Raw genomic sequence first — 12,436 nt, 5'->3', positions numbered from 1 at the left:
GAAGCAAGCAAACGAAACGAATCGACCGACACTACCGAGGCGAGCGCCCGCCGCTGCGGCCATTGTAGATGGTACCCCCGCCGGTTGCGTACCCCTGGAGCACCCGCTTGGCGTCGTTGCGCATCAGGTCGCGAACCACTTGGATGCCGCGCGACTCCAAACCAGCGACCCAGTCGCTTGGCTTGGGGCCTTCGTCGAAGCCGATCGCTTCGGCGTCTTCCTCTCTGGCAGCGCAGACCAGTCGTTTGACCCCCGACCAGGGAGTCGCCCCGTAGCACATCGAGCAAGGCTCGCAGCTGGTCACCAGTTCGTATTCGGAGTTCTCGATCGAACCAAGATCATGCGTCTCAAGTATTTGATGGGCGATCGCCATCGCAACCATCTCGGCATGCGCGCCCGACCATTTCGTCGGCACCACGATGTTCACACCCGGCGCGAGCAACGTTTGCTCCTTCGCATCAAAGATGGCCGCCCCGAACGGGCCACCGCCATGTTGCACGTTGCGATGCGACAGTTCGACGACCAACTGCATGCGATCGGCCAACGTCGCGTAGCGATGTTCCGCAGGTGGCAGCATCGCGGGTACCCAAGTGGGCAGTTCGATGTGCAAGGCGGGGAACGTGCGATGGGTCGGTTGATTAGCAGCCATAGTCTAGAAGATAGCGGCGCAACGAGTACCGTGATAGAGCAACGCGAAATCTCTGCGTTAGTACGCAGGCAGCCCAGCGAGTTCGGCGGTCGTGGCAAAGTCGCCAATCGCGGTGGTTGCCCCCAACGCTGTCACGCATTGCGCACCACAGGCAGCGGCCAACCGTCCCGCTTCGGGCAGCGGCATGTCGCGGAGCAAACCATTCAAGAGTCCACCGACGAAACAGTCGCCTGCGCCGGTGGTATCGACCACCGGTCCGGGGGGAGTCACGGGGGCGATTTCGTGCAGCGTGCCATCGCGGTCGCACAGCAACGCACCTTCGCTACCGAGCTTTACGCCGACCACACCAGTGGCTCCCGCCTGACGATAGGTAGCGACGATTCGCTCCGGATCGGTCTCGGCGGTTTGATGGCTCGCTTCCTTGAAGCTGGGGACGTACACGTCGAGGTGGGGAAGCGAAGGAAGGAGGTCGTCGAGCGTTCCGCCGGTGCCCGCCGCATCCATCGCGGTCAAGCAGTTCACCTCTTGTATGGCCGCAAGAACCTCGGGCAGGTCGTGTTGCAGATTCGGCAGCAACGAGAAGTAACCCAGCAGCATCGCCTGACTGCTGGCAAAGAGATCGAGGTTGTTGAGGAACGCCCGCTTGTCGAGCAGTTTCGGCGCACCTACCGCATGCAGAAAGGTCCGCTCGCCAGCCTCGTCGATGAGCACCACTGTGGTACTCGTAGGAGCATCGGGGTGCACCAGCAATCGCGAGGTGTCGATGCCCTCGGCTGCGTAGCGGGTCTGCACCATGTGGTTCCAGTCGTCGTCGCCCATGTAAGTGAATGCCGCGACCTGGGCGCCCAGGCGGGCGAGCGTGGTTCCCGCGTTTGATACGATGCCGCCGGTTGCGAGTTGCATCGGTTCGGTGCGAACCAGTTGCCCTCCGCCAATGGGGTGATCGAGCGGAACAGGACGAATCAGTACATCGACCACACACGAACCACACACCACCACGTCGGTTGTCTTATGCATCGCCATTCGAGTCGTTCAATCCGAGGTCGCGGGGGCTTCGTTGGTGGCTGTTTCGTTAGTCGCTTCAGAGGGCACGGGCCAGTCGAGGTCGAACCAGCCATCTTCTTTGCTCATGCAATCGCGCACCCGCACCTTCAGGTCACCGGTGAAGCGGTGGCCCCACAGTTGGCTATTGGTGAGACTCACCAGCGGGGTGCGATCTCGGCCTTTGGAGCCAACGATTTCGGCGAAACCGGTGAAGTTGCGAATGGTAAGCAAGTTGCCACCGCACACCTTGGCAAGCGGCACGTCGGGCCAAACCCATTCGCCCGCGCGAAGGCAGCCATCGAGAATGATCTGGATGCGATAAGGTTCTTCGCAATCAATCATCGTTACCGCGTGACCCACTTCGCCATCGATCTGAATATTGGAGAGTCGAATATAGCCATTGTTTTTGCCAACCCCTTCTCCCTTGGTGTCCGGGATTTTCAGCCAAACTCCCTCGGAGGTTGTCAGCCCCGATTGAACAACCAGGTGCCCACCCCCTTGGAGAAGGATGCCCGTTTCCACCCTGTCGTAGAGACTCAGGTATTCAAAGATGATATCGAGTCCTTGGTTGTTCACTCCATGAAAACCAACTTTGCATTGGCTGAAGACCAACCACTCAAACAAGAGGTTATCGCAGTTTGTTTCAAACTTCCTGGTGCCGTTTTGAATGCCGGTGTCGCAGTTGGCAATCAGCATGGGGGCAAACTTCACGGAGCCAACCCCCAGCCCTTTGACTCGCTTGTTGATCAAGATGCCGACGCTCGCCTGGTTGCCAGGCTTCGAGTAGTCGCGAGTGGTCGACTTGCCAACCAGCGTGAAATTGCCAATCGTGCTGAGGTAAGCCGAGTAATCGAGCATCACGCCGCCGGCTTCGCCGGTCCATTGGAGCGTGGTGCCGGTGCCTTTCCAGTTGATGTGCATCTCGCTCGGATGCTGCATGCCTTCGCCAAGCAGCACGAAGCCCGCCATTACCGGGAGCCGAATGGTCTTCGAGATCTTCCAACGCCCCGATGGGATAGAGAGTGGGAGCTGATTGTTGGAGTATTGGTCGCAAGCCCATTGCAGGGCTTCGGTGATATCGCTGCCTGGTTTGAGTTCGCCAAATGGAGTGTCGCGGGTAACGACCAGTCGCTCAGCATCTTCCGCCAGCATCTGCGCATCGGCAGACGAGCACGCCATCGTTCCCGCAATCAAAGCAATCAGCACCAAAGCTTCGCGCATCGTCAAACCACCTTTTCCGGCATCGTAGGCATTTACCGGGACTCGGGTGCGCTGGCCGCCGAAGCAATCGGATCGTTACGCGAGGTCGCGATCTTCGAACATCAACAGGGCCAAAAACATGGTTGCCGCGCAGTAGAGCCCGCAATAGAGGGTAGCATACCCCAGGTAATCGTAGGGCACTGGCTGGCCCGCGGAAATCGCAGGCTGGATATTAAAATGATTCAAAACCGGCAGAACCACTGCCAGCAGCTTACCTGTAAAGGCGACAAACGGAATCTCGCCCGCGCTGGAGGCCACGATCTGAGGCAACAAATTTCCGATCACGTAGATGGCTCCCACGATGATCAGGTTCGGCAGCATCGGCAGTCGGGTGCTGATGGCAACCGAAATCGAGGCCAACGTGGCCGCCTGCAAAAACGCCAGCACCAAACCGGGGATGGCGGACACCATGGTTTCGTAGCAGAGCTGCCAGTCGGGGGTCGGCGAACTCGACTCGCGAGCATCGTAGACCACCTTAATGCTGATCGTGACCAACATCACCGCACCGAGGATCACGAACATCACCAGCAACGGCCAGAGGATGCCGACGAACTTGCCGATCACAAACTGGCGACGGCTAACCGGTTTGGAAAGCATGGTCAGCGCGGTCTTGCCTTCGATTTCGTCGCTCACCGTAGTACTGGCGGTCCACAAGGCGAACAGGATACCGAGCACCATGATCGTGGTCAGGGCCGAGTCGGTCAGCAGTTTTACATCTTCGCCAAAGGTGTGATACGGAATCACGATGTACAAGACCAAGGCAACCGCACCCAACACGGTGAGCACCATGAACAACGGCTGCGAGATGGCTTCCTTCGCGGTGCCGATGGCAACAGTCGAAACGCCAGGCAACACTACTTCGAGCAGGAAGTAGAACGCGACAATCCCAATAACCGAGAAGAACGCGATCGGCAGGTGATGGATCTCACGCATCTCCACGTCGGTGTCGAAGGTGAGATCGATGGTTACTGGGGTATCGCCAGGATTCGTGGCGTACAGCTTGGCGACGTGCTCCTGCAGGATGCGTGGGTATTTCTTCTGTGGATTCCAAACGTACGATTCGTCGCCGTTGAGTTTGAACTCGGGGGTCAAATAACCTCGCTCAGCTTCGGTGGAGAGTCGCAGGTCGCCATCGGCTTGAAGCTCATAGCTCAGCAATTCGTCGGCGTAAATGTCGAGGGGAAGTTCTTGATCCTCCGCGCCTGCTTCGACGGTGAACTGATAGGGGTGCTCGCCCTTGGTGGGCAGCCGTTGCAAGGAGTGCAGCGCGTCGCGCCAAGGCATCGAGGGAGCGGCCAGCGCGGTAAGCAATGCGAACGCGGCAAACACGTAAGCCAGCGGAGTGAGGATGCCATCGCCAGCGGCCTGGCGTACCCGCCGGGCACCGGCCGGCCAGGTGGCCATGATAATCGCATAAGCGATCGCCAGTACCACCGCCGCGGCAGTGATGCCGAGCGAAAGAATCCAGACAGGAGTAAGCCAGACTTGAATATTACCTAGCGGAAGGACGAGCGTCGGAGTCATTGCCGTTCGTGATACTATCTGGGGAGTGGATAAATGGGACCGCCATCAATAGCGGATTTCAAAGCCTTGGTACTGATTCGTCGCTGGGCGAATCTGTCGCTTGGAGTCGGTAATGCGATGCTCCATGCGTTCGGCCAGTTGGTGTTCCAGCAGGTCGAGTTCGCTCGCGGTTCCTTCGGCAACCAATTGCACTCGTCCGTCGGGCAGGTTTCGCACAAAGCCGGTCACGGCCAATCCACTCGCAATCGACTGGGTGGTGTAGCGAAAGCCTACGCCTTGTACCTGGCCGGAGAAGTGAATTTCGCGAAGTTCTGGCATTGCCTGCTACCTAAGGACAACCTAGCAATGTACGTGTTTCCGAGCTATTTCTCCAGGGTGTCGGCCGTTGGTGAGGTTCACCTTGACGGCCAAGCCGAAAATCAGCTAAACGCCGGTTCATGAAGGTATTTCTCACACTCGTCGTCGTTCTGTTCGCCTCGCTGGCCCAGGCTCAAACCACTCAAGTCGTCGTGTTGCGCAATGGCAACGTACTGGAGGGGCAGGTCGACCGCTTGGCCGATGGCTACTACGTAACCACCAGCACCAGCGAATTTCGCCTTGCTGCGAGGGATGTCGAGCGAATTTCGGCAACGCTCCAGGATGCTTACGCAGCCAAGAGGGCCGAAGTTCGCGAAAACTGCGTTACCGACCATCTTATCCTCGCTTCGTGGTGTATGCAGCAAGAAATGTGGGTGGATGCGGGGAACGAACTGAACACCGCCAAAACGATCGACGCAAGAAATCCCCAAATTGCCTATCTTGAGCGGCGACTCGAGGTCGTCTCCAGCTCGGCGACGCGGGAAGTGGCTCCCCAGCCAGAGGCCAACCCGAACAAAAATGCCGAGCGGAGAGCTGCCGAGCTGGCCCGGTTGGAAGCGATTGCTGCCGAATTGCCGCCAGGTTCCCTGGAGGACTTTGCTCGCCATGTGCAGCCGATTCTGGTGAATGGCTGTGCGTCGGGCGGGTGCCATTCGAGCAAGGATCAGCGAGAGTTTCGCCTGAATCGCGATTTAGTGCACGGCGTGGCCAACCGCGAGAGCACGCTTCGCAACCTCGAGGCGGTGCTGCAGGTGATCGACGAGCGATCGCCCGAGTACAGCCCGCTGTTGTTGCAGCCCGCGGTTCCGCATGGTGGTTTGCCGCGGCCGGTGTTCTCGGGCCCCCGCCAGCGGGCGCAGGAACGCTTGGTGGAGTGGGTGAAGAAGACAACTGGTACCGAAGATCAGCCGGACCCGGCCGCTCCAGCGGTATCGGGAAACGTGGAACTCGCTGGGCACGAAGCACCAGCGACTGCGGCTGCAGGAGCCACTGCCGAGGCGTCGCCCGCCAAGGTGGAGCACTTCTGGGAAGACCCGGCAGCGTACGCTGAAGGTGCAGAAGCGGCATCGGCAGCCGACATCGAGGTGCCGACTCCCAAGGTGCAGTATGGAACCACCATCAAGCGATTCGAGCCGCGCGATGAGTTCGATCCCGAGCTATTCAACCGGCAAACCGGCAGCAAACCAGCGGCCGAGCAGCCGTAAGGCAGCTGGCTATTGAGCAGGAGCCTCTTGAGGTTCCATCTCGTAGCTCTCGTCGACGTAAGGAGCCGAGTCGTAGATGATTTCACCAGCGTAGCCGCCCGAAAGCGCCGAGCCAGCCCGACCACTGCCGCATTGATTGCACGAGCAATTCGCGACCGGCGAGTCGTAATCGTGGCAGCTCTGGCAACTGCGGCAGCCAGTAGACAACAGGTTGGTGGCAAGCAGCAGTGCAGTGGCAATGACCAGGCGTTTCATCCGTTTAATCCTACGTACGATCGAAGTGGGTAAGCGTACGTAGTACCCAATCGGCGGATTACCTGGCGAACTTTGCAGGTTTGTCAGATTATAGCGGTTTTGCTTGCCTAAACCGCCTCGCCTGCCAGCACGCGACGGATTCGCGTGTCGGCCAGCGTGTCGGCCACAAACTTGGCGCCGGTGAAATCGTGCCCAGCGCTGTGGGGGCTCGGCACCGCTACCGCGTAGGCGCCGGAATCCACCCCGGCTCGACAGCCGTTTTGACTATCTTCCAGCACGAGAATCTCGCACGGTTGCATGCCGAGTTTCTCGGCCGCCTTCAAATAGATCTCAGGATTTGGCTTGCCGTGCGTGATGTCGTTGGAGGTCAGGAGGAATTCAAAATGCTCATGCAGATCAACCCGGCTCAGCAGCTCTTCGGCATACTTGCGGGCGCCGCTGGTGGCGATAGCCTTTCGCAGGCCGAGTTCGTCGATCAGCGCGAGCAGCTCGTGCAGGCCGGGCATGGTGGTCAGGTTGCCTTCCACCATTTCCCAGAACGTGCGGTCGGACTCCACGGCCAGGTCTTCCACTTTATCCTTTAGCTTGTGCCAGTCGATCATCACCGACAGGGCGGCCAGGGTGGGTTGGCCCATCATGGCTCCGCGAAGGTCGTCGTCGAACGTCAGCCCACGACGCCGCATCAGTTCGGTGCCGACGAGTTGATAGACGTCTTCGGTGTTAATCATCAGGCCATCCAGATCGAACACCACAGCGCGAATCGGACTATCAGGAGCAGGAGCTTGCATGGAGTTGAGCGTGGGGGTGAAGGGAACTGAATGTCGCCGAGGAAACCGCGTGTATCCGCGACTGGCGTAAGTTAAGGATGGAGTTGGTACACCACGTACGTATCGGTCATGAAGACGATGGGGTAGGGGAGTGGTGGGTCGAGTCCGGTGAGAATGTAGTCGACCTGGTAGGCCTGAGCCAGTTCGTCGACGCGATCAGCACCTAACTCACCATAGCAGCTTATCCATGGCTGACTACGGTCGCCGTCGGGTTTGAACACGTCGTATAACCGACGACGCCATTCCACCAGGTGTTCTGCATCTTGCGGAACGTCCTTGTAGGTCACCACTTCCGCCCGCTTGGCGTACCACTTGAACGAGGTGTTACCGCGGGGCGTGAGGAACATCGCATCGGTCGGCGTATTGGCTTCAATCCACTCGCAGCAGGCCATCCAGTCGTCGAAGTCCCTGGCTTTGCGGTCGGAGATACCAATGGGATGGTAGAGGAAATCGGTATAGCGTTCGGCAATCGGATAACCGGCCAGCAGGATCGTCGATAGCAGCAAAGGAGTTGCCCAGCGGTCTTTGCGTTCGAGTAACAGCCGCAGTTCGGCGATCCACAGTAGTGCTAATGCCATCGGCACCGCGACGTCGACCAACCGGAACCAATAGTAACGCAGCCAACTTGCCGCAGCCGAAGGGTGATTCCAGAGTGCGAGTTCAATCACCATGCCGATCATCGCCAGCACCGCAGCACCTACTGCGTACTGGGCGATGCGTCCCGCGGGGTCGTCCTTCAAGGCCCGCCAGGTGCCGCCGAGTTCCTTGCGACGCACAAACAGCATGGCAACGAACAGTGTTGCCACCACCGCGTGTCGGCCTGCTCGTTCGGTGATCCACCCTGGCTTCTTATGGAGCGGAGCCAAGTGGTGCGGCAGTCGTTCGAACACGTAGATCTCGGCCGCTTCGTTGCGGACCTCGGGGGAGGCTCCCATGCTGAGCGCGAGTGCGGGGACGACTCCCGCCAGGGCGACAATGCCGCCGATCGCCAAGCCGGGGAGCATGCCGCGGAACGATTGTTCGAATCGATAGATGGCTCCCCAGAGCTTCAGCAGGATCAGTACCGACCAGCCACCCACGAGGGCGTGCCAGGCGCTGGCGATGCCGAGGTGGGCCCAGGTCCAATTCCATTTGTTGAGCACCCAACAGCGGAGGCCAAGTACCACAAACACGTAAGCAACGGTCTTGGCTTCGAATCCGCCGACCAGCCATTCGCCGGCGAAGTTGCCTTCGGCAATCGCGGTAATCACGATGGCCGCTGCCAGCGAGGCGTAGAGTGGGCGGGGAACGACGGTCCACGACAACCGCAGCCAGGCCCACGACAGGGCGAACCAACAGGCGAGCCGGCCCACCCAGGCAGCAGCGGTAAACGACATGACTTGGGTCATCCAGGCGAATGCCAGCACGAACGTGTAATGCGCATCGGGAGATTCCAGGAACAGGTCGTTCGGGCAGTACTGCGGCTCGAGGGCGTGACGCAGGCGACACAAGTAGTGAGGCTCGTTCACGCCGGGCGGGGGAGCGGCCGACGACACGTAAAAAATGGCCACGATCAGGGCAATTTCGCCCCAGAACCAAAGCGGGCGTGTCGGCGGGGTGGGGGAGGTTTCGGCGGGCGTAGTCGACATCGAGGGGGATTATTCCGGGGTTTCTGCCTTGAATTTGCGGGCTCACCGGCCCAAAAACCGACAATTTCCTGCTTGCAGGTTTCCTATCCTGTCTTGCGTCAAATGGTCGATAACCGCTAAAGGGGCCGCTTAATCAGAACCTCATGTTTGTGTGCTAGTCTTAATGATGAACAGCGGAAGAACAACTGGGGCTGACTGGGCGTACCTCATTAGGTCCCGATGCTAGCGTGGTTGAGGGAGTAGCGCGGTAGCAGGCGATTATTACTTCGAGGGCCGGATGTGCCTGAAAGGCGAACACGTGTCGTACAAAGAACCATTTGGATACCAGAAACCAGCCTTGAGCGATCAGGAACTGGCCACCAAACTTGATCGGGTCGATGAATTGGTGAGTACCCTGCTCGACGATGAGCTCGACGACACTTATGTCGGTGAGCTGGAAGCCTTATTGCTCGACAGCACCGAAGCCCGTTCGCAGTACATCGGTATGATTCAGCTGCATACCGATTTGATGGAGTTTTATAACCCATCGAAGCAACTCGATTTGGACTCCCCAGTGCTCTCGCAACTCACCCAGTCGCCCACTGGCCCAACCAGTACTCAGCAGCCTACCGATTAGCGATCGCTACAGCTCGGCGATGCGGTGGAAGTCCTGCTTGAGCGACGGATACAAACTACGATAAATCTCGAAGCCTCGGTCGTACATCTTACGTGCGGCCGAGGCTGGTTTGCTTTCGTCGGTCGTATCCACGGTCGCTTTCGTTGCCTCGACGATGTTCTTGTATTCACCGGCCCCCACGGCTGCCAGTAGCGCGACCCCAAACGCGGGACCTTCGTCGCTGGCCATGGCGAACACTCGCTTGCCAAACATGTCGGCCTGTAGCTGTCGCCAGAACGGGCTCTTTGCGCCGCCGCCGGTAGTGCGGACCTGACGTGTCTTCACGCCGAGCGACTCGACGATCTCCAGGCAGTCGCGGAGCGAGTAAGTGACCCCTTCGAGCAGCGCCCGCACGAGATGCCCGCGCTGGTGCGAGAGGGTAAGACCGACAAAGGCGCCCCGCGCGAGCGGGTCGGCGTGCGGGGTACGTTCGCCCGATAGATACGGCAAGAAGTACAAACCATCGGAACCGGCCGGCGCCTGGGCGGCTTCGGCAGTGAGTTCAGCAAAGAGGTTCTTGCCGCTCTTGCTGGCCGAGGCCGCTTCGCTCTGGCAGAGGGCGTCGGCAAACCAGCCGAACGATCCGGCCGCCGAGAGGGTGACTCCCATCATGTGCCATTTGCCTCGCACGGCATGGCAGAACGTATGCAGCCGACCTTCGGGGTCGACATCCGGCGTGTCGCTGTGCACGAATACCACGCCGGAGGTGCCGAGCGAAGTCGAGACGATGCCGCTCTTCACGATACCGTTGCCGATGGCCCCGGCCGCACAGTCGCCGGCCCCGCCGACCACCACGCAGTCGGTGCTGAGCCCAAGGAGTTTTGCGGTTTCAGGTGTCAGGTTTCCTGTAACGTCTTCCGATTCCACGACATCGGCCAGCAGCGAGCGGTCGAGTTCGAGCTTATCGAGCAGTTTTTTCGACCAGGTACGCTTTTTCACGTCGAGCAAAAGCATGCCGCTGGCGTCGCTGACTTCGGTGATGAACTCTCCGGTCAGCCGGCGGCGGATTTCGTCTTTCGGCAGCAGCACCCGCGTGGTCCGCTCGAAGTTCCGCGGCTCATGGTTGCGGAGCCAGAGAATCTTGGGTGCGGTGAACCCTGTAAGGGCGGGGTTCGCGACCATGCCGACCAATTTTTTTCGCCCGCCGGCCCGTTTTTCGATTTCCTCGCATTCGGCGGCCGTGCGTTGGTCGTTCCACAGCAAGGCGGGGCGGACCACCTGGTTCTGCTTGTCGAGAAACACCGAGCCGTGCATCTGTCCCGACAGGCCGATCGCCCGGATGTCCTGCTTTTTGAGCTTCGCCTGGCGAATCACCTGGCGGATGGTCTTTACCGTCGCTTGCCACCAATCTTCGGGGTCCTGCTCGCTCCAGAGTGGGTGGGGGTGCTGGCAGGGGTAACTGGCGCTCGCCTGGCCGAGCAATTTGCCGGTGGAGTCGATTGCCAGGGTCTTGGTACCCGAAGTACCGATGTCTACGCCTAGATAAACCGCCATTTTGAGCCAACCTGTGAGATCAAGAGCCGGGAGCGAGGAGGAGAAAGAAACAGCCGTAAAAGTCTCTGGAGCCCTGTTGTAGTCCCATTTCGCGGCGAAACGCAAGCCGCGAGGCCCTTGTCGCGATTTTGGCCCCCTCTCGAGAAAAGAGTTGCCAGCTCGCGGGTTTCTTGCGGCTTGCAGAAGGGGGGCGGAATCTTGTCACCGCCCACGAAAAGCGGTATTTTCATAGATTCGTCGTCACGCGACCGTTCTCCCCTTGCTACCCCCATTCTCCGCCGTATGACCCGACCCGCGACCGACAACGAGCGAATCGTCATCACCGGCATCGGCCTGACCTCGCCGAACGGCAACACGCTGGCTGAGTATCGCGATGCGCTACTCCATGGCCGCAGCGGTGTGCAGCCGTACGACATTCGATATGTCGGCGAGACCTTGGCTGGCGTTTGTGACTTCGACGAGCTGAAGTACCAGAAACGCCGCGAGGTTCGTCGTGGCACCCGCGCCGGTAGCATCGGCATTTACTGCGCGAACGAGGCGATTGCCGACTCGGGACTCGACTGGCAAAACCTCAACCGCGAGCGCGTGGGGGTGTACGTCGGCGTTACCGAACATGGCAACGTCGAGACCGAGAACGAAATCTACGAAATCAAGCAGTACGACTACGATACCAGCGTTTGGACCCACCACCACAATCCCCGCACGGTGGCCAACAATCCGGCCGGTGAGATCACCCTGAACATGGGCATCATCGGACCTCATTACACCATCGGCGCCGCTTGTGCGGCTGGCAACGCGGGATTGATTCAAGGTGCCCAGCAGTTGTTGCTCGGCGAGTGCGACGTCGCCCTCGGCGGCGGCGTGAGCGAAAGCATCCACACGTTTGGTATCTTTGCTGGGTTCGCCAGCCAGGGCGCCTTGGCGACCCACAGCGACCCGACCAAGGCCTCGCGGCCGTTCGATCGCGACCGCAACGGCATCGTCGTTTCGGAAGGTGGCTGCTTATATACGATCGAACGTTACTCCGACGCCAAGCAGCGCGGCGCGAAGATCTATGGCGAACTGGTCGGCTACGCGATGAACAGCGACGCCAGCGACTTTGTGCTCCCCAACCCCAAGCAGCAAGCTCGTTGCATGCGGATGGCCCTGGGACGAGCGGGAATGACCGCCAACGACGTCGACCTGGTCAGCACGCACGCGACCGCTACGTCGAGCGGCGATATTCAGGAATGTGCTGCGGTGCGGGACGTATTCGGAGAGTCGAAGACCACCTGGATCAACAATACCAAGAGCTTTATCGGCCACGCCATGGGTGCGGCTGGCTCGTTGGAACTCGCTGGCAATCTGCCAGCATTTGACGATGGCGTGGTCCATCCTACGATCAACGTAGACAATCTCGATCCGGAATGCGAACTCAGCGGGCTCGTGCTGAACGAACCCCGCGAGACCGACGGCGTGAATGTCATCGTGAATAATTCCTTCGGCATGCTGGGCATCAACTCAGCGGTCGTCATCCAAAAAGTGTAAAGCGTTCGGTG

General features: G+C 59.6%; 12 protein-coding genes. 3 read left to right on the top strand and 9 right to left on the bottom strand.

Annotation, left to right across the window (positions count from 1 at the left end):
• Positions 1-31: 31 nt before the first annotated feature.
• The 5 genes from Pan181_RS16335 to Pan181_RS16315 form a co-directional block, all read right to left on the bottom strand.
• A complete protein-coding gene (locus Pan181_RS16335) occupies positions 32-649 on the bottom strand; it encodes a nucleoside deaminase (RefSeq protein WP_145248211.1) in 618 nt (205 codons plus the stop codon).
• Between the two features lie 57 nt (positions 650-706).
• Positions 707-1,666 (bottom strand): carbohydrate kinase family protein, encoded by a 960-nt coding sequence (locus Pan181_RS16330; RefSeq protein ID WP_197528418.1) that lies wholly within the window; start codon positions 1,664-1,666, stop codon positions 707-709.
• 15 nt (positions 1,667-1,681) lie between these two features.
• Positions 1,682-2,914 (bottom strand): hypothetical protein, encoded by a 1,233-nt coding sequence (locus Pan181_RS16325; RefSeq protein WP_145248207.1) that lies wholly within the window; start codon positions 2,912-2,914, stop codon positions 1,682-1,684.
• A 75-nt stretch (positions 2,915-2,989) separates the two neighbouring features.
• A complete protein-coding gene (locus tag Pan181_RS16320) occupies positions 2,990-4,477 on the bottom strand; it encodes an ABC transporter permease (protein WP_145248204.1) in 1,488 nt (495 codons plus the stop codon).
• A gap of 45 nt (positions 4,478-4,522) precedes the next feature.
• Positions 4,523-4,795, bottom strand: a complete 273-nt coding sequence (locus Pan181_RS16315) for an acylphosphatase (RefSeq protein WP_145248202.1) — start codon at positions 4,793-4,795, stop codon at positions 4,523-4,525.
• Between the two features lie 119 nt (positions 4,796-4,914).
• Here Pan181_RS16315 and Pan181_RS16310 point away from each other — a divergent pair, with 119 nt between their 5' ends.
• Positions 4,915-6,039, top strand: coding sequence for a hypothetical protein (locus tag Pan181_RS16310; protein ID WP_145248200.1), 1,125 nt, complete (start codon positions 4,915-4,917; stop codon positions 6,037-6,039).
• Positions 6,040-6,048: 9 nt separating this feature from the next.
• Here Pan181_RS16310 and Pan181_RS16305 read toward each other — a convergent pair whose 3' ends face one another.
• From Pan181_RS16305 to Pan181_RS16295, 3 genes are all read right to left on the bottom strand, one after another.
• Positions 6,049-6,294 (bottom strand): hypothetical protein, encoded by a 246-nt coding sequence (locus tag Pan181_RS16305; RefSeq protein ID WP_145248198.1) that lies wholly within the window; start codon positions 6,292-6,294, stop codon positions 6,049-6,051.
• 107 nt (positions 6,295-6,401) lie between these two features.
• Positions 6,402-7,082, bottom strand: a complete 681-nt coding sequence (locus Pan181_RS16300) for an HAD family hydrolase (protein ID WP_145248196.1) — start codon at positions 7,080-7,082, stop codon at positions 6,402-6,404.
• 71 nt (positions 7,083-7,153) lie between these two features.
• Positions 7,154-8,749: a DUF6798 domain-containing protein gene (locus Pan181_RS16295; RefSeq protein ID WP_145248194.1), complete on the bottom strand. Its 1,596-nt coding sequence runs from the start codon at positions 8,747-8,749 to the stop codon at positions 7,154-7,156.
• Between the two features lie 298 nt (positions 8,750-9,047).
• Between Pan181_RS16295 and Pan181_RS16290 the strand changes: the two genes are divergently transcribed.
• Positions 9,048-9,365: a hypothetical protein gene (locus Pan181_RS16290; protein ID WP_145248192.1), complete on the top strand. Its 318-nt coding sequence runs from the start codon at positions 9,048-9,050 to the stop codon at positions 9,363-9,365.
• Between the two features lie 6 nt (positions 9,366-9,371).
• Here Pan181_RS16290 and xylB read toward each other — a convergent pair whose 3' ends face one another.
• On the bottom strand, positions 9,372-10,898 hold the full coding sequence (gene xylB, locus Pan181_RS16285) for a xylulokinase (protein WP_145248190.1): 1,527 nt from the start codon (positions 10,896-10,898) through the stop codon (positions 9,372-9,374).
• 282 nt (positions 10,899-11,180) lie between these two features.
• Here xylB and Pan181_RS16280 point away from each other — a divergent pair, with 282 nt between their 5' ends.
• Positions 11,181-12,425 (top strand): beta-ketoacyl-[acyl-carrier-protein] synthase family protein, encoded by a 1,245-nt coding sequence (locus Pan181_RS16280; protein ID WP_145248188.1) that lies wholly within the window; start codon positions 11,181-11,183, stop codon positions 12,423-12,425.
• Positions 12,426-12,436 lie beyond the last annotated feature (11 nt).

Origin of the sequence: Aeoliella mucimassa (genome assembly GCF_007748035.1) — a bacterium.
Classification (GTDB): Bacteria; Planctomycetota; Planctomycetia; order Pirellulales; family Lacipirellulaceae; genus Aeoliella; species Aeoliella mucimassa.
The sequence above is the reverse complement of the archived record's forward strand: the minus strand, read 5'-3'. Positions and strand labels throughout refer to the sequence as shown.